At 60.7% G+C, this 18260-nt stretch carries 11 protein-coding genes; all 11 read right to left on the bottom strand.

The annotated features are described in order from the left end of the window. Nucleotides 1–27 precede the first annotated feature (27 nt). Nucleotides 28–1119: a Gfo/Idh/MocA family oxidoreductase gene (locus MMW58_RS07635; RefSeq protein ID WP_241723030.1), complete on the bottom strand. Its 1092-nt coding sequence runs from the start codon at nt 1117–1119 to the stop codon at nt 28–30. 133 nt (nt 1120–1252) lie between these two features. After that, nucleotides 1253–2731 (bottom strand): ribosome biogenesis GTPase Der, encoded by a 1479-nt coding sequence (der, locus tag MMW58_RS07630; RefSeq protein ID WP_123710341.1) that lies wholly within the window; start codon nt 2729–2731, stop codon nt 1253–1255. Between the two features lie 114 nt (nt 2732–2845). Next, a complete protein-coding gene (bamB, locus tag MMW58_RS07625) occupies nt 2846–4024 on the bottom strand; it encodes an outer membrane protein assembly factor BamB (RefSeq protein ID WP_133601183.1) in 1179 nt (392 codons plus the stop codon). 10 nt (nt 4025–4034) lie between these two features. Then, complete coding sequence (locus MMW58_RS07620; RefSeq protein WP_133601182.1) at nt 4035–4655, bottom strand: YfgM family protein; 621 nt, start codon at nt 4653–4655, stop codon at nt 4035–4037. Nucleotides 4656–4689: 34 nt separating this feature from the next. Further along, nucleotides 4690–5964: a histidine--tRNA ligase gene (gene hisS, locus MMW58_RS07615; RefSeq protein WP_133601181.1), complete on the bottom strand. Its 1275-nt coding sequence runs from the start codon at nt 5962–5964 to the stop codon at nt 4690–4692. Nucleotides 5965–6055: 91 nt separating this feature from the next. Then, nucleotides 6056–7177, bottom strand: coding sequence for a flavodoxin-dependent (E)-4-hydroxy-3-methylbut-2-enyl-diphosphate synthase (gene ispG, locus MMW58_RS07610; RefSeq protein WP_128877443.1), 1122 nt, complete (start codon nt 7175–7177; stop codon nt 6056–6058). Nucleotides 7178–7203: 26 nt separating this feature from the next. Then, on the bottom strand, nt 7204–8181 hold the full coding sequence (gene rodZ / locus MMW58_RS07605; protein WP_241723029.1) for a cytoskeleton protein RodZ: 978 nt from the start codon (nt 8179–8181) through the stop codon (nt 7204–7206). Between the two features lie 272 nt (nt 8182–8453). Continuing rightward, on the bottom strand, nt 8454–9620 hold the full coding sequence (gene rlmN, locus MMW58_RS07600) for a dual-specificity RNA methyltransferase RlmN (RefSeq protein ID WP_241723028.1): 1167 nt from the start codon (nt 9618–9620) through the stop codon (nt 8454–8456). 292 nt (nt 9621–9912) lie between these two features. Continuing rightward, nucleotides 9913–10344 carry a nucleoside-diphosphate kinase gene (gene ndk, locus MMW58_RS07595; RefSeq protein ID WP_241723027.1) on the bottom strand — a complete coding sequence of 144 codons (432 nt, stop codon included), beginning with the start codon at nt 10342–10344 and terminating at the stop codon, nt 9913–9915. Between the two features lie 159 nt (nt 10345–10503). Continuing rightward, nucleotides 10504–12828: a peptidoglycan glycosyltransferase PbpC gene (gene pbpC / locus MMW58_RS07590; RefSeq protein WP_241723026.1), complete on the bottom strand. Its 2325-nt coding sequence runs from the start codon at nt 12826–12828 to the stop codon at nt 10504–10506. After that, a complete protein-coding gene (locus tag MMW58_RS07585; protein WP_241723025.1) occupies nt 12829–17778 on the bottom strand; it encodes an alpha-2-macroglobulin family protein in 4950 nt (1649 codons plus the stop codon). Nucleotides 17779–18260 lie beyond the last annotated feature (482 nt).

The raw sequence follows: 18260 nt of genomic DNA, 5'->3' as shown, positions 1-18260 counted from the left end.
GTCAGCTCAGCTTAGCACGATACCCATTCAGTGCGGCCCGCGTATTTGCTGCTGAAGCTGCAGCAGCAGCGCCACCTCGTCGATGCGCCGCCGGGTCAGCCGCGCGACCTCATCGGGTGCGCGCACAAACAGGCTGCCCTCGCCGAGAATATGTTCCCCCAGGCAGTGCTCGTAGATCGCACCGGCCCGCCGCCAGCGCTGCACCTGCTCGCCGGCAACGAGCTCAACCACTTCGCTATTCTCACGGCGGTCAAGATTGATCGTCCGCCCGTCGCGCAGCGCTATCCGCATGCCCTTCTGCCCTCCCGCAGGACCGGCATACTTGTTGAGCCAGATATTGAGCGGGACTCCACTCAGCTCCCCCTGCAGATGCGCCTCCCCTTCCGCAGTTTGCGTATCGCCGGGGGCAATCGCCTGGCCCAGACGATCTTTCGCCTGCCGAACCCGAAGGTGGATTCGGTCGTCGCCGCCGCAGGAGCGGATCGTTTCCCGCAGCATCGCCAGCACGTGGGTGCCAATATCAAGGATCACCCCGTCGGGATGCCGCAGCCGGCGCGTATCCGGCCTGCCGGTAGCAAAATTCAGCGCCACCGGGTCGCCCCGCTCGTCAAACCCGCTGGGCTCCTGGAGAAAACCGTCAATACGCGCAATATCCTGCGGCGAAGAGAGCAGCGGAAGGTCGACCTGCCCCCCGCTCTCCGGCTGCCAGCGGGCATCCAGTTGGCCCAGCGCCAGCTTTAGCGCACCGTCGCGCGCCATCCAGTGGTCCAGCGCCAGCACCCGGCGGGCGTTTTCCGGCGCGCGCAGCAGCGCGCGTAGATGCGCAATCTGCTGCAGGGTCGCGACGATCGGCTTTTCCACCACAATTCGCGGGCAGGAGGAGGCGAGCGCCGCTTCCAGCACCGGAAGATGCTGCAGTGAGGCGGTGGTAATAAACAGGATGTCCAGCGGCTTTGCCAGCAGCGCGGCCAGCGAGCCGCAGCGGCTGACGCCCTCCGGCATCCGCTGAGGATCGCTATCAAAACCCCAGCACGCCGCCAGCGGTAGCGCCAGATTTTTCAGCGCCGGCAGCCAGGCCGTCTCCACCACCGCGCCCAGCCCAATAAATCCTGCCTGCATCGTTCCCCACTCCCGTTAGCACAAAGTAATCCGCTGAAATAATAAGGGAATTATGGCGGAACGCCGGGCAGATTGCGCGGTGAATGCTGCGCTCTGCGGCAATAAAAAAACCCGCCAGCGGCGGGTTTATCTCTTACTTTCCTTTCTTGATGTGCTTAATCAAGCGCTTACGCTTACGCATCTGGTTCGGCGTCAGGGTATTGCGTTTGTTGGCAAACGGGTTCTCGCCCTCTTTGAACTGGATACGGATCGGCGTACCCATAACTTCCAGCGATTTGCGGAAGTAGTTCATCAGATAGCGTTTGTAGGAGTCCGGCAGGTCTTTGACCTGGTTGCCGTGGATCACCACGATCGGCGGGTTATAACCACCGGCGTGGGCATATTTCAGCTTCACGCGACGGCCGCGTACCAGCGGCGGCTGATGATCTTCCGCTGCCATGGTCATAATGCGGGTCAGCATCGCCGTGCTCACGCGACGGGTGGCGCTGTCATAGGCTTCGCGTACCGATTCAAACAGGTTGCCGACGCCGCTGCCGTGCAGGGCAGAGATAAAGTGTACGCGGGCGAAATCGATAAAGCCCAGACGGAAATCAAGGGTCTCTTTCACCTGCTCTCTGACTTCCTGGCTCAGGCCATCCCACTTGTTGACGACGATCACCAGCGAGCGGCCGCTGTTGAGGATAAAGCCCAGCAGGGAGAGATCCTGATCGGAAATACCTTCCCGCGCATCGATAACCAGCAGCACCACGTTGGCGTCTTCAATCGCCTGCAGCGTTTTGATAACCGAGAACTTTTCTACAACATCGGTAATTTTACCGCGCTTACGTACGCCCGCGGTATCAATCAGCACATATTCGCGCTCATCGCGCTGCATCGGAATGTAAATGCTGTCGCGGGTGGTGCCCGGCATGTCGTAGACCACGACGCGATCTTCACCGAGAATACGGTTAGTCAGCGTTGACTTACCGACGTTTGGACGACCAACGATAGCCAGCTTAATCGGCAGGTCCTGGGGATTAAAGTCATCCTCCGGCTCTTCCGGCAATTCGCCGTTCTGCTCGGCTTCAAACTGCGCCCAGTAGGCGGCGTCTTCGTCAACTTCTTCCGACGGGTCGATCTCTTCCGCCCACGGCAGCAGCACGTGCTCCAGCAGGCTGGTCACGCCGCGACCGTGCGAGGCGGCGATCGGGTGGATGTCACCGAGGCCCAGCGTCCAGAAGTCGGCAATGGCCTGGTCGGCATCGATGCCGTCAGTTTTGTTCGCCACCAGGAAGGTTGGCTTCTCACGAGAGCGGAGGTGCTTGGCGATCGCCGTATCTGCAGGCATCAGGCCGGCGCGCGCATCAACCATAAACAGCACCACGTCCGCTTCTTCAATCGCCAGCAGCGATTGTTCAGCCATGCGTGTTTCAACGCCGTCTTCCGTGCCATCGATACCGCCGGTATCGATACAGATAAATTCACGTCCTTCTACTTCAGCACGACCGTACTTACGGTCACGAGTCAGCCCCGGAAAATCCGCGACCAGCGCATCACGAGTGCGGGTCAGGCGGTTGAAGAGCGTGGATTTTCCAACGTTAGGGCGCCCGACAAGCGCGACCACAGGTATCATGTTAAATGCCTCATACAAATCACTATGCAGCGTCGTTTTTCAAGACGCTTTTAAAAACAGGAAAACGGCCCCTGTATACCAGGGGCCGTTTCTCAATCCTGACTACCGCGCAACTTAACGCGTAATCGAGTACAGCGTACCGTCCGTTGCCTGGATGAGCAGGCGACCGTCAGCCACGATGGGGTCGGTACGGAAGCCGGAGCTGTCAACCTTCTGCTGAGCCACAAAGTGCCCATCTTCCGGGTTCACCCAGTGCATGTAGCCTTCGCTATCGCCGACGACCAGATTTCCATTATACAACACCGGAGCGGTCAGCAGGCGATGCAGTAAATCGCTTTGCGTCCACAGCGTCACGCCGCCTTCGGTGGTCAACGCCAGCAGGCGATCGTTCTGATCGACCAGGTAGATACGATTGCCGTCAACGATAAAGTCGTTCACCGAGCCAAGCTCGCGTTTCCACATGATCTGGCCGCTGCGCAGATCCAGCGCGGTCAGGTTGCCGTTGTAAGCGAGCGTATACACCACGCCGTTGACGATAACCGGAGTAGTATCAACGTCGTTCAGGCGATCGATTTCAGTCGGGCCAGTGGCCTGAGAGATGCGCTGCTGCCAGATGATCTGACCCTGCTGCATCAGTACCGCGCTAACGCGACCGTTATCGCCGCCAACGATGGCCGCGCCGTAAGCGGTCGCCGGTGCGGATTCACCGCGCAGAGAAAGCGCCGGCATATCCAGGTTGACGGTCCACTTCACCGCGCCGTCGGCTTCGTTCAGCGCCTGCAGCTGGCCGTTGCTGGTGTGCACCAGCACCATGCCGTCGCTGACCACCGGACGAGAAATCGCTTCACCCGCCACGCGAGTCTGCCATGCCACGGTACCATCGCTGGTATTCAGGGCAAACAGCTGCGCTTTTTCACTGCCGATATAGACGTGGCCGCCGGAGACGGTGACGCCGCCGGAGAGCAGCGCAGGCGCGCGGGAGAACCAGCCGTCTTTTTCGGCCAGGTTCACCGACCAAACCTCTTTCCCGTCGTCAGCGCCCAGCGCTTTAACGGTGCCTTTACGGTCGGCCGCGTACACGACGCCGTCGGCAAAGGCCGGATGGAGGTTAGAGTAAAATTCGCCGATACCATCGCCAACTGAGGTGCTCCAGGACGTGGACGGCGTAAACTGATTTTCCACCGTCGGCAGTGGCGACATTTTCACCACATCTTCTTCGCTGTTAAACAACGAACAACCGCTCAATAAGGTAACGGAAAGCAGCCCTGGCAAAAGTAATTTACGCAATTGCATCGAGTCCCTCTCAGATGGACAAATTATTTATTTTCATACGCATCATTTCGCTGAGCGCCGGTGAAGCATCGCTTTTCACGCCCGCTTCCCACGCCGCGCGAGCGCCCTGCTTGTCGCCTTTATCCAGCAGAATCTCACCGCGAAGATCGGCAACAATCGCGGTCCAGCCTTCGCCTTTGATCCCCTCAAGGGTCTTCAGCGCCGCATCAGGATTTTTCAGCTGCAGCTGCACGCGAGCAAGACGCATGTTGATAACCGACTTCAGATTATCATCCGGGGCGGCGGCTAATCCCTGCTGGAGCTGCTTTTCAGCGCTCTGCAGATCGTTTTTGTCAACAAAGCGCTGCGCCAGCTCCAGGGAGGCAAACGCCCCGTAGGCATTTTTGCTGTCAGCGGCGAACTTCTGCGCCGAATTCAGCGCCTCGGGCTTGTCCGATTTAAGCGCGGAAATAGCATTCTCATAGGCTAAAGAGGAGTCTCTGGCCGTATCCTGCTGATGAGAGCTCCAGTAGCGCCAGCCAACCAGCGCTCCAATCCCTAAAATCACCCCAACGGCCAGCGCTTTGCCATTTTCGGCAAAGAAACGCTTGAGCGCATCGACCTGATCGTTTTCGTTGTTATACGTTTCCACGCAGTCCTTCTCCTGACTAATGATTCCCGGGAGATTAACCCAGAAGTGTGCGCAAATGCGCGGCAACGCTATCCTGCGTTACGGTAGTTTGCTCACCTGAGCGTAAATCCTTCACTACCACGTTTCCGTCAGCAATTTCTGATTCACCAACCACCAGAGCAATGCGAGCGCCCCACTTATCAGCACGGCCGAACTGTTTCTTAAAGTTGCCGCCGCCGTGGTTGGTCATCAGCTTAACGCCGGGCAGCTCATCGCGAACCCGCTCAGCCAGACGCATCGCTGCGGACTGGGTATCGGTTCCGGAGGCTACCAGGTATATATCGACAACAGGATCGGCTTTAAATTCCGGATTAACGGCCTGGACCAGTAAAACAAGACGTTCCAGCCCCATCGCAAAGCCGACTCCCGGCGTTGCGCGCCCGCCCAGCTGCTCGACCAGACCGTCATAGCGGCCGCCTGCGCAGACGGTTCCCTGCGAGCCGAGGCTGGTGGTTACCCACTCAAACACGGTGCGGTTATAGTAATCGAGCCCGCGCACCAGGCGCTGGTTGACGGTATAGGCGATGCCCGCGTCGTCCAGCAGCGCGCACAGGCCGGCAAAGTGCTGTTTGGACTCTTCATCCAGGTAGTCGCCCAGCGCCGGCGCATCGTTCAGCAACGCCTGCACTTCCGGATTCTTAGAGTCCAGAACGCGCAGCGGATTGGTGTACATGCGGCGTTTGCAGTCTTCGTCGAGCTTATCTTTAAACTGCTCAAGATAGGCGACCAGCGCATCGCGATAGCTGGCGCGCGCTTCCAGCGAACCGATGGAGTTCAGCTCCAGCGCAACGTGCTCAGAGATACCCAGCTCACGCCACCAGCGGGCGGTGAGCATAATCAGCTCGGCGTCAATATCCGGTCCCTGCAGACCAAAGACTTCAACCCCCATCTGATGGAACTGGCGATAGCGGCCCTTCTGCGGACGCTCATGGCGGAACATCGGACCGACGTACCACAGACGCTGTTCTTGATTGTACAGAAGACCATGCTCGATGCCGGCACGTACGCAGCCCGCAGTCCCTTCCGGACGCAGCGTCAGGCTATCGCCGTTGCGGTCCTCAAAGGTGTACATCTCTTTTTCAACCACGTCGGTCACTTCGCCGATCGCGCGCTTGAATAACGGGGTCTGCTCTACAATCGGCAACCGAATTTCGCTGTAACCGTAGCTGCCGAGCACCTGTTTCAGTGAGCCTTCAATGCGCTGCCAGAGAGCGGTCTCGCCCGGCAGATAATCGTTCATGCCACGGATGGCTTGAATGTTCTTTGCCACGTTTATTCTCTTTATATATATACAAAAATGAACCCCGGCGCGTTGCGCCCGCGGGTCCAATCATACACGGGAAGTCTTACGCTGCCCCGGATTATTTCTCTTCAACCTGCTGGACGTCAATACGGCGCGCTTCATCAAGCATCGAGGCTTTCGCACGGATACGCGCTTCCAGCTGATCGATCATATCGTCGTTATCCAGCCGGTCTCTACGCACGCCGTCTTCGTACAGGCCGCTCTTCTTATTGCCGCCGGTGACGCCGAGCGTCGAAACCAGCGCTTCGCCTGGGCCATTCACCACGCAGCCGATGATCGAAATATCCATCGGGGTAATGATATCTTCCAGCCGCTGTTCCAGCGCGTTGACGGTCCCGATCACGTCAAACTCCTGACGCGAACAGGTCGGGCAGGCGATGAAGTTGATCCCGCGGGCGCGAATGCGCAGAGACTTCAGGATATCGAACCCAACCTTGATCTCTTCAATCGGATCCGCCGCCAGCGAAACGCGCAGCGTGTCGCCGATCCCTTCGTTAAGCAGCAGGCCGAGGCCGATCGCCGATTTTACCGCGCCGCTACGGGCGCCGCCGGCTTCGGTGATCCCAAGATGCAGAGGCTGATCGATCTGCTTCGCCAGCAGACGATAGGATTCCACCGCGAGGAACACATCCGACGCCTTGACGCTGACCTTGAACTGGTCGAAGTTCAGACGATCGAGATGATCGACGTGGCGCATGGCGGATTCCAGCAGCGCCTGCGGCGTCGGCTCGCCGTACTTTTCCTGCAGATCTTTTTCCAGCGACCCGGCGTTAACGCCGATGCGGATAGGAATATTTTTATCGCGGGCGCAGTCAACAACCATGCGAATACGCTCTTCGTTGCCGATGTTTCCCGGGTTAATACGCAGACAATCCACCCCGTACTCCGCCACTTTCAGGGCGATACGGTAGTCAAAGTGGATATCGGCAACCAGCGGTACGTTGACCTGCTGTTTGATGAGCCTGAACGCTTCCGCCGCATCCATCGTCGGAACGGAGACGCGGACAATATCCGCGCCAACGCGCTCAAGGGCTTTGATTTGATTTACGGTCGCGGCCACATCGGTGGTGCGCGTATTGGTCATCGACTGGACGGCGATGGGGGCGCCATCGCCAATCGGCACATTCCCAACGTAAATTCGTTTCGATTTTCTACGTTGAATCGGAGCCTGGTTATGCATGAAAAATCTCCCGCGTTACCCGTCTATTACTGCGCCGGTGATGTTTCGGCATTAAGGGTCAGACGCGCAACCTGGTTAGTTCTGATAAAACGACTCAAATCGACTGGTTTACCCAGATACTGAATCTGTACCGCAGCCGGCGCACCGATTTTCAGCTTATAAGGTGCCTGGCCGCTTAAGTTCAGGTTACCGCCTTTACGTTGCAAACCGCTGAACAGCTTCTTGCCGGTTGCATCGCTCACTTCCAGCCAGCAGTCGGCAGAGAAGTTCAGGACCAGATCCTGAGCCGCAGCGGCTGCGGTCACGTTCGCCTGATCGGTTGGCAGCGGAGAGGCCGGAACCGCAGCGCCTGCAGCGGTATCGACCTGCGCCTGAGACGGAGCAACGACGGCGCTGTTATTAGCCGGCGTCGGTACGGACGCCGCTGGCGCCGGAGCCGGCGCGGCTGAGGTATCCACAGGCGCGCTGTTCGCTACGTCCGGCGCCGTGTTATCGGCACCGTTATCTAAGGGAATGCTCTGGCTGCCGCTGTCGCCCGCATTCAGCTCGGCGGTTGACTGGTCGGCCATCGTGGTAATCTCTTCCTGCTGCGCCTTATGGTCTTGCCACCACCAGGCGCCGCTCAGGCCAATCACCACAAACAGCACCAGCCAGGTGAAGCTCATCAGCCAGCCGTCGCGCTTTTTACGGCGTTTGCCCAGAGAGAAGCTCTGCATCGGCGCAACTTTCGCCGCGCGAATAGGCGCCTGTTTTGCCATCATCGGCAGCAGCTCTTCTTCCGGAATATGCACCAGACGCGCATAGGAGCGGATGTAGCCGCGCAGGAAGGTTGAAGCGAGGTCGGCTGGCGCCTTGTCGTCTTCGATATCACGAACCGTGGAAACCTTCAGGCATAAGCGCTCAGCCACCGCTTGCTGGCTGAGTCCGAGTTGTTCGCGGGCATTGCGCAGACGCGTGCCCGTAGTGTTTGCTTCTTGATGATCTTGAGTGGCTTCAGTATTCATTCGACAACTACTGGTACGTGAAATTTAAAGTTCAGCGCCGGTAAACCCCGCGCCGCGAAACATCTGCAAAGCGTCAAACAAACAGTATAAGTCCGTATGGCGAACTATCACAGATACTTATCAATATTGAATGCTAAGCGGTTGTTGTGCCGCTACATACTGCCTCAAAGTCGACAAAAACGCACCGTAATTATTGGCCGAATCAGCCTGGTTCGCCTGCCGGGGAAACATAATGATGCAGCGCGCGTGAAATATTGCGCGCTGCGCATTTGTCAGATCGCTTTCACGTCAATCGTTTCGCCCTGCATACGCTTGCGCAGCGTACGTTTGGTACGGTCGATAACGTCACCGGCAAGCTGTCCGCAGGCGGCGTCGATATCGTCGCCGCGCGTTTTACGCACGATGGTGGTGAAGCCATAATCCATCAGCACCTTGGAGAAACGGTCGATGCGGCTGTTGGAGCTACGGCCATACGGCGCGCCCGGGAACGGGTTCCAGGGGATCAGGTTGATCTTGCACGGCGTATCCTTCAGCAGCTCCGCCAGCTCGTGCGCATGCTCGGTGCCGTCGTTGACGTGATCGAGCATCACGTATTCGATCGTCACCCGGCCCTGGTTGGCGTTGGACTTGGAAATATAGCCGCGCACCGAGTTCAGGAAGGTCTCGATGTTGTACTTTTTGTTGATCGGCACGATCTCATCGCGGATCGTATCGTTCGGCGCGTGCAGAGAGATGGCAAGCGCGACGTCTATCATATCGCCGAGCTTATCCAGCGCCGGGACAACGCCGGAAGTGGAGAGCGTTACGCGACGCTTGGAGAGACCAAAACCAAAGTCGTCGAGCATAATTTCCATCGCCGGCACGACGTTGGTCAGGTTCAGCAGCGGCTCGCCCATCCCCATCATGACCACGTTGGTGATCGGACGCTGGCCGGTAATTTTTGCCGCGCCGACGATTTTCGCCGCGCGCCAAACCTGGCCGATAATTTCTGATACCCGCAGGTTGCGGTTAAAGCCCTGCTGCGCCGTCGAACAGAATTTACACTCTAACGCACAGCCAACCTGAGAGGAGACGCACAGAGTCGCGCGATCGTCCTCCGGGATATATACCGTTTCAACGCGCTGATCGCCGACGGCAATCGCCCATTTGATCGTGCCATCGCTGGAGCGCTGCTCCTCGACGACTTCCGGCGCGCGAATTTCCGCGACTTCCTTCAGCTTATTGCGCAGGACCTTGTTGATATCGGTCATATCATCAAAGTCATCGCTGCAGTAGTGATACATCCATTTCATCACCTGATCGGCGCGGAAGGGCTTCTCGCCCATGTTTTTGAAAAACTCGCGCAGCTGCTGACGATTCAGATCCAGCAGGTTAATTTTGGCATCTTTGTTCGGCACCGTCAGAGCGGCGTTATCAGGCGTGACAATATGTTCAGACATAATCTATTCCGGCCTCGTTGTTACACGTTATGGCCCCAGGTGGGTTGAAAAAAAGAAGCGCCCCAATGAACGAGTGCTCGTCCAGGGGCGCTGCATTGTACAAAGTCTGGTGTATCAATACCACGTTTGCACGCGGCAATGATGAAAAAATCTGTTGCTGCGCACTCAATCCTCTATGGCTTTTCGAGTGTCGCAAGGCGGCAAGCAAGTAAATCCCCGGGAGCATAGATAGCTATGTGACCGGGGTGAACGCGCGCAGCCAACGCCGCGACGGTCGAAAAGACGACGAGGATTAACGGGTACGCGGGCAAACCTCGCCTTCGGCGAAGAAGAACGCGATTTCGCGGGCAGCAGACTCAACGGAGTCAGAACCGTGGGTGCCGTTCTCGGTGAAGCTGTCAGCGTAGTCTGCACGCAGGGTGCCGGCCAGCGCGTTGTCCGGGTTAGTTGCGCCCAGCAGGTCACGGTGACGCTGCACGGCATTTTCGCTTTCCAGAACGGATACCACGATCGGGCCGGAAGTCATGAACTCAACCAGACCGTCAAAGAACGGGCGACCTTCGTGCTCGGCGTAGAAACCGCGAGCCTGCTCAACGGTCAGGTGCAGCATTTTGGTGCCAACGATTTTGAACCCTGCAGCTTCGAAGCGAGCAAAGATGCCGCCAATAACGTTTTTTGCCACCGCGTTTGGTTTAATGATGGAAAAAGTACGTTCAATAGCCATGATTACCTCTAATAAAATTTTATGTTGTTGGGCATACGATCGTATGGCCTGGCGCGCATTATAAAGAGCAACTCAGGCGCTGCCTATGGATGAAGGTAACATTTTGTTAAAATAAGACGAGTTTTAGCAACACAAACCGCAGGGCCTTATCTCTCCGACTTATTGCAGAGTGAAGTTCGCCGCCGCAACCTGCCCCGCCTCATCCATCACCACCAGCTGATAGCTATCCAACCGCTCCAGCGTCAGGCTCGCACCGACCCCCGTCGCGTCCAGCGGCTCGCCGTTGAGGAACCACCAGCGTCGCCCCGATCCGCCGGTGGTCTGCAGCGGCACCACCACCCGCGCCGCGCCGGGTAAACGTTTAATGACCGCGCCATCGCGAATGCCGGAAAGCACCAGCGGCGCGGCATCGGCGGCCTGCGGCGGAGGACACTGTGCCGATGCCGGGCCCAGTCTCGCCCGCCGGCGTTCGTTTGCCGGCAGCCACGGCTCCAGCGGCAGCGGCCAGACGTCGACGTTTTTCTCCATCGCCCCCGGACAATCCGCCGCCACCCGCAGCCCTTGCTTATCTACCCATACCGGGAAACGGATACCGCGCACGCCCTCCTGGCCCGGCAGCAGCAGCGTTGGCGGCTGGCTATCGTCGAGCAGCCAGGTGGCCAGCCGACGTCGACAGTTGGCGTCTCCCGCCGGCAGGCTCTGCCCGCCGGGCCAGCAGATAGTGGCGGCCCTCACCGACGACGGGCGCGGATCGGCGGGCAGCCCGTCGCGGCCGGTCGTCGGCCGCGCCAGCAGCATATTGTTGACCTGATTGAGCAGCGGTACCGCGCTGGCGAAGCCAAACTGCCCAACTACCGGCGTTCCGTCAGGCCGTCCGGTCCAGATCCCGATAAGATAGCGGGCGTTAACGCCAATCGCCCAGGCGTCGCGATAGCCGTAGCTGGTGCCGGTTTTCCACGCCAGCGGCACCACCTGAACCAGCGAATCGTCGGGTACCGGCTGGGATTCACCGGCCAGGATGCGCCGCACTATCCACGCCGCCCCTGGCGACAGCAGCGGCCGCTCCACCAGCGGCGCCTCCGGCGTCATCCGCAGCCGACCCGCCCTGCCGTGACGGGCAAACGCGCTATACGCCGCCACGATATCCGCCAGCCGGGCTCCGGCGCCGCCAAGGATCAGCGACAGATTGGGCTCGGCGCCCGCCGGCAGCATCAGCGGCAGGCCGGCGTTGCGCAGCGTGGCGGCAAACCGTTTTGGCCCGTAGGCTTCCAGCACCTGCACGGCCGGCAGGTTCAGAGAGCGCACCAGCGCGTCGCTGGCGCTGACCGGGCCATGAAAGCCGCTGTCAAAGTTACCGGGCCGATAATCGCTGAACCGCCGCGGGACGTCCTGCAGTAGAGAGGCCGGATGAATCAGCCCCTCGTCGAGCGCCATGCCGTAGACAAACGGTTTCAACACGGAGCCCGGAGAGCGGATCGCCGACACCATATCGATGTGCCCGAAGCGGCTGTCGTCGCTAATATCCGCCGATCCGACCCAGCCCCGAACGCGCATATCGGTATGATCGACGACGACGATCGCCAGCGAGCTGCGCGGCGGCAGGCGCGATTTCCAGTTAAGGGCTAAATCCTCCAGCTGGCGCTGCAGACCGGCATCGAGGGTCGTCACCACCTTGTCTTCGCCGCTGCTGGCCAGCATCCGCCGGGAAAAAAGCGGCGCCAGCTGCGGCATCTGCCGGGGGAACAGCCATACCGGCTCTTCCACGGCCTCGTGCACCGTCTTCTCCGACCACACGCCCTGGGTTTGCATACGCGCCAGCACTTTATCGCGCGCCGCCTGAGCCCGCTGCGGCCAGCGATCCGGACGCAGGCGGCTCGGCGCCTGCGGCAGCACCGCCAGCAGGGCCGCTTCACCGTAGCTGAGCCGGGCCGGCGGTTTCCCGAGGTAAGCCCAGCTGGCGGCGCCGATCCCCTGCAGCGTGCCGCCGAACGGGGCGCGGTTGAGGTACAGGGTCAGGATCTCGCTTTTCGACAGATGCCACTCCAGCTGCAGCGCGCGCCACAGCTGGCGCAGCTTGCCGCCGAAGGTTCGGGGATGAGGGTCGAGCAGCCGCGCAACCTGCATGGTCAGCGTGCTGCCGCCTGAGATGACGCGCCCGGAGGTGAAGTCCTGCCAGGCCGCGCGGGCAATGGCCAGCGGATTTACGCCGGGGTGATCCCAGAACCAGCGGTCCTCATACTGGATCAGGGCCTGCAGATAGCGCGGCGACACGTCATCGAGGGTCACCGGATAGCGCCAGACGCCCTGCTTATCGGCAAAGCGCCACAGCGGCGTACCGTCCTGCGCCACCACCACCCGGGCCGGAGCCACCTCGTGCAGCGGCAGGGGCCACAGGCGATCCGCCGCCAGCAGCGCCAGCCACAGCAGAAACGGCGTCGCCGCCAGCCATCGCCAGCGGCGCCTTATCTTCACCAACCGCCGCATTTACGGGGTAACGTTCAGCGGACCGCTGGCCGTGCCGGTTGCCCGCCACTGCGGAACGTACATCGACTCCACCTGCGGCTGCGGCACCTGATAGGTCCCGGGCGTTACCGCCCGCGCCAGGTAAACCAGCGTCACCGGCTGCCCTTCGTTTACCGCTACCGCGGCGACAAAGCGATCGTCGCGGAATTCGATATGCTGAATATCCGCCTGCTGCATCTGATTGAGCAGGTTCTGCACCGCCTCGCCGTTCTCCTGCAGGCTGGCGCTGCTGTTTGCCAGGTTCTGGTTTTCCAGCTCAAGCCCGGCAGGCAGCAGATCGACGACCAGCGCATCCGGCACGTTACGCGTCGCGGTAATTTCCAGCTTCACCAGCACCAGCTCGCCGCTGCGCAGCGAGCTCAGCGATTTTTGCTGCCCGCGGGTGTCGAAGATCTGCCGTTCAATACCCAGCACGTTGCCCGCAGGCTGCGGGGCGCTAAGCGGATAGCCGCTGCTGTCAAGACGCAGCCAGAGCGGCTGGCTGCCGGTATTGCTGACCTGCAGCGCCGCCAGCTGGTCGCCGGTCAGGTTGCGGGTCTGCGCTTTATCCGCCGCCAGCGGCTGCGCCTGCAGCGAGGTTTGCGCCTGCCAGCTGCCGGGAAGATCCTGCAGCGTGCGGCCGGCAAGGAACAGGGCGTTGGTCTCCTGAGTAGAGAGCCAGCGCTGGCCGTAGGCCTCGTCGGCCAGGCTGCTCAGCAGCGCGTTTTGCGCCTCCGGCAGCAGCTTATTCTCCTCCAGCAGGGCCAGCTTCAGGGCATCATCGCGCAGCGCGCTGCCGTAATCGCCCAGCCAGCGATCCCGGTCCTGACGCGGCGTGGTCATCGCCAGCTTCAGCGCCTGCTCGCCGCGCGGCGCGTCGCCCATCGCCTTCAGCGCAATGCCAAGCTGCAGCAGCGGCAGGCCGGAACGCGCCTGGTCATGGCGGGTCCAGATTTCACGCAGCGCGCCAAGGGGCGCCTTTTGCTGACGAGACAGCACCAGAGCAGCGTAGGCCTGGGCGGCAAAGCGGCTGGCCGGCGCGTCGTCGCTGTAGCGAACGGTCATCAGCCCCGGCTCCTGCAGATAGCGCAGCAGGCGCTGGTTGCCGTTATTAATAGCGTTGGCCGGCACGCTGTAGCCCTGCTCGCCCGCGCGCACCAGGAAGTCCATGGCGTAGGCGGTGAGCCAGTACTCCTCCGGACCGTTTTTATCCCATAGCGCAAAGCCGCCGTCGTCGCGCTGCATTTGCAGCAGGCGCGCAATGCCGATATCCACCGCCGCGCGGCGTTTTTCATCGCTGTCGCCGGTAATACCCAGCGTTTTCAGCTGCGCCGCGCTGGTGTAGAGCGACGGGAACAATCCGCTGGCGGTCTGTTCCAGGCAGCCGTAAGGATAGGCTTTCAGCTCGCGAATATAGCGGGCCAGATTGAGCGGCGGCTTGCCGCTGAACACCAGCTGCCCCTGCAGGGTCGCCGGCGAGAAGCCGAGCGTTTGCTCCGCCGGCGCCTGCCAGCTTTCGCCAGGCTGCAGCACCGCGCCAGCGTTAACCGTCCGCGCCGGGAAGGCCGGACGGACGCCAATTTTCCACTGCTTCTGCATCGGGGCGAAGGTCTCCCCCGGCAGGTTCAGGCCGCTGATGGTCGCGCTGAGCTGGCCGTCGCCAAACCCCTCTTTAGCGCTCACCGGCACAAACAGGGTGCGGCGCGCGCCCGGCGCCAGCTGAACCGGCGCGATTTCCGGCTGCGCAAGCTGCAGCAGGCCGCCGGCGCTCAGCGCGACGTTCAGGGTTTGCGGCCTGTCGGTCAGGTTGCTGAGATCCAGCGCCAGGCGCGTGGTATCGCCGCTGGCGAGGAAGCGCGGCGTATTCAGCTCGGCAATCACCGGCGCGGCGACCACCACTTTGTCTTCACTGCTGCCAAAATCATCGGCGGTCCACGCCTGGGCCATCACCCGCAGCTCGCCGTTAAAATCACCGATCGGCAGCGTCACGGTGCCTTCGCCCTTGTCATCGAGCGCCACCGGCTGGGCCTGCTGGGCAACGATCGTCACGTGATTGACCGGCGGCTTACCGCCGCGCTTGAGCTCGTCGCCGTCGCCGCCGAAGCGCAGGCTCGCCAGCCGTCCCTGGCCCTCAATCACCTGGCCGTAGATATCGTAAATATCCGCCCCGTAGCGCTTCTGGCCAAAAAAGGCGTTCCACGGGTCCGGCGTCGCGTAGTCGGTAATGTTCAGCACGCCGCTATCAACGGCCGAGAGCAGGACATTCACCTGCTTCGGCGTCTCGCCCTCTTTGACGCTGGCTTTCACTTTTACCGTCAGCGGCCGGTTGGGACGCATTTTTTCCGGCGCATCCAGCGCCAGGGTCAGTCGGCGGTTTTCATCGCCGAGCGGCAGATGCAGCAGCCCCACCGCCCGTTTCGGCGTCGCGGAGCGCGATTTGTCGCCGGGGCGAATCACCAGCGTACTGAGGTAGAGGTCATGGCGGTTCCAGGCTTTATCGACCGGGATCGACAGATCCATCCCCGCGGCCGGAACGTCAATTTCCTGCCACCACAGCGGGCCTTCGCTGGACTCAACCATCGCATAGCCTTTGCCTGCCGCCGGCGCGGCGATATGCAGCTTAATGGTGTCGCCGGGCCTGTAGGCCGGTTTATCCAGCTTCATGGTGACCCGGTCAGGACGCGCGGCCCCCGCGCCGTCGCTGTTATCCTGCCAGCTGTAGCCGGCCCAGAAGCGCACGCTGCTGACCGCGCCCTCCGGGTCCTCCACCTCCAGCCGGTAAGAGCCCCACTCCACCGGGAAGCTGACCTTCGCCGTTTGCCCGGCCTGCAGATCCAGCGACTCTTCGCCCTCCTGCAGATCTTTCTGGTCGAACTGCGACTGCCAGCCTTCGCTATCCGACCAGTTCCAGTAGTAGTCGCGGCGTTCGCGAATGAGGCGCACCTGCAGTCCGGAGACCGCTTTTTTGTCTCCGGCGGCATCGGCATAGACAATCTCAAACCCGGCGGTGCTGTTTTCATCCACCACCGGCTGCTTCACCGTGCTGTCGGTGCGGTAGTCATATACGTCTTTGAGGGTGAATTCAGGACGGATGCCCGGCAGGGCATCGGCAGGCCAGATAGCCTGCTGCACGGTGCGGGTCACCGGACGACCGCCGGACTCCAGCAGGCTGGCCTGCAAAATCACCTGCAGCGGCGAATGGCTATCCTGCCACTGGCTGGCGGTGGTCACTTCCCCGTGGCCTTTTTCGTCCAGCGTCATCTGCACTTCATCAAGGCTGCGGGAGAGGTTCTCCTCGGCAATATCGCCAAACTGGAAGCCCGGCAGGGCGGCGACCGCATCGCGCAGCGGGCGCAGGAACAGTTTCCCCTGCAGCTGGTTGCCGCTGGCGGGCGCGCCGTATAAATAGGCCCCGGCGACGGCAAAGGTCACGTCGGCATCCGGCGCCACGGCGGCTTTCTGCGCGCTCAGGTTCAGCGCCATCCGCTCGGGCATGAAGTCTTCAACGTGGAAGTCCCACTCGCGCGGCTGATTGTCGCCGGTGCTGGCGCGGATATGCCACATGCCGGTCGGCGCGCCGGCGTCAAGCGGCCAGGTAAACTGATACAGGCCGTTCACCGGCTGGCTCATCCGGGAGCTAATCACCTGGCCGTCCGGCTGAACCACCTCGAGCTTCACCGGCTGCTCGGCCAGCGGCCTGCCGTCGCCGTCGCGCAGCAGCGCGTTGAGGATCACCGTCTCCCCAGGGCGGTAGAGATCCCGAGGGCCAAACATAAAGAACTGCTTGCTAAAGCCGGGGGCTCCGGCAATGGCGAACTCCGCCAGATCCAGCGCGGGCAGCTTGAGATCCAGCAGGGTGGTTTGCCCCTCTTTGCGCGCCAGCAGCAGCGCGGCCTCTTTATCGGTTTGCAGCGTCACGTGGCCCTGGCCGTCGCTTTTGGCCTGCGCCAGCGTCTGTCCTTGGGCATTGAGCAGCTGAACCTCGATACCGGACTGCGCGGCGCCGTTTTCGAGGCTTTGGGTGAAGACGTCCAGCCGGTTGTGGTACCGATGCGCCGAGACGCCGATATTGCTGAGCGTAAACAGCGTCGCGGCGTTGCTGTAGCTATAGTGGCCCGCCTGGTTCATCACCGCCACGTAGACGCCCGGCTGCTGCAGCGGTTTGATATCCGCCAGCGGCAGCAGCAGTTTTTCCCGCGTATTGCGCGCCGGGTTGAGGTCAAAACGCCCGCTGTAGACCAGGTCGGCCATTTTCAGCAGCTCGTCGGACTCCCAGTTGCTTAGCGAATTCCGGTACTCCCACTGGCTGACGAAGGCGGACAGCGATTCGGGCTTGATGCGAAAGAAGTTAACGTCGACGTTATCGACGTTCAGGGCCATCACCGGCAGCCCGGCCACCACTTTGCCCGGCAGCAGCGAGCCCCGGCTGGCAAAGCCGATGCTGGGGGCGACGTCGCGGGTGGCGATGTTTTTTTCAAAAGAGGTGCCGAAGGTCGCGGTATTCAGCGCGGTCAGCGTAGGGTCAACGGAGACAATCAGGTCGCGTTTCGGCTCAAGATGGCGCAGGCGCAGCTCTTTCAGATTCGGCGCCAGCTCCCAGGCGCCGTCAACCTTCCCGCTTTTTTTATCGACGAGGTGTACGCTGCGGGAGAAATCCTGATCCGGCTGCAGCGGAATGGAGAAGGTCAGGACCAGCGTCGCCGCCCCGTCCAGCTGGACCTCCGAGGCGTCGAGCAGCGTCAGCGCCTTGCCTTTACTTTTCTCCGCCAGCTTAGCGAGCTGGGCGGCGTCCGGCTTCGCCGCGCTCTGCTTATCCGCAGAAGAAGATGCGGCTGGCGCAGCGGTCTGAGTTTTGCCGCCGTCGTCGCAGCCGGCAAGTGAAAGCGCGGTAAGCAGCGCCAGAGATAGCGTCGCTAAACGAAATGGTTTCATCCTTTAACCCCTCGGCCCAACGGCCTGATATCTGTAGTGAACATATTATTATGCGTCAACCGCGGATTTACCAGTTGCTTATAATATCCGCAGCGCGTCGACGGCCTGATTTTGCCGATGATATAATTTCAGCGATAGGTTTTAACCGGCAGATGAGAATAATAACGACGGCGTATTTGCGTCCGGGCAGCGAGAAAGATTACAACAAACTTCGCGCAATGAATATAAAACATGCCGCAGAGCGCAATTAAAAATAAGAGAGACTGATAATACACAACCTTAATTATAATGTGAAAGCGCATACTTCCTCCCGGCTTAATTCTGAAATTAACATTAACTCCCACCTATAAATTGACAACACGCCTGTTTTCTCATACTTGAACGCTATACCGTAATATTTCGTGCCGTCCTTACCTTAGCGGCGGCCGTCCATTCTCATCTTCAGATGGCGAAAGGGCTTCACTGCCGCTGCCCGGCCAGGC

This window comes from Klebsiella sp. HC6, from assembly GCF_022605325.1.
Taxonomy (GTDB): Bacteria; Pseudomonadota; Gammaproteobacteria; order Enterobacterales; family Enterobacteriaceae; genus Klebsiella; species Klebsiella terrigena.
This window is presented reverse-complemented; position numbering and strand designations above follow the sequence as displayed.

Bases quoted from the DNA above. Each gene is read 5' to 3' on its own strand.
- MMW58_RS07635 (WP_241723030.1), bottom strand. From the start codon at position 1,119: ATGCAGGCAGGATTTATTGGGCTGGGCGCGGTGGTGGAGACGGCCTGG.
- der (WP_123710341.1), bottom strand. From the start codon at position 2,731: ATGATACCTGTGGTCGCGCTTGTCGGGCGCCCTAACGTTGGAAAATCC.
- bamB (WP_133601183.1), bottom strand. From the start codon at position 4,024: ATGCAATTGCGTAAATTACTTTTGCCAGGGCTGCTTTCCGTTACCTTA.
- ispG (WP_128877443.1), bottom strand. From the start codon at position 7,177: ATGCATAACCAGGCTCCGATTCAACGTAGAAAATCGAAACGAATTTAC.
- rodZ (WP_241723029.1), bottom strand. From the start codon at position 8,181: ATGAATACTGAAGCCACTCAAGATCATCAAGAAGCAAACACTACGGGC.
- rlmN (WP_241723028.1), bottom strand. From the start codon at position 9,620: ATGTCTGAACATATTGTCACGCCTGATAACGCCGCTCTGACGGTGCCG.
- ndk (WP_241723027.1), bottom strand. From the start codon at position 10,344: ATGGCTATTGAACGTACTTTTTCCATCATTAAACCAAACGCGGTGGCA.
- pbpC (WP_241723026.1), bottom strand. From the start codon at position 12,828: ATGCGGCGGTTGGTGAAGATAAGGCGCCGCTGGCGATGGCTGGCGGCG.
- MMW58_RS07585 (WP_241723025.1), bottom strand. From the start codon at position 17,778: ATGAAACCATTTCGTTTAGCGACGCTATCTCTGGCGCTGCTTACCGCG.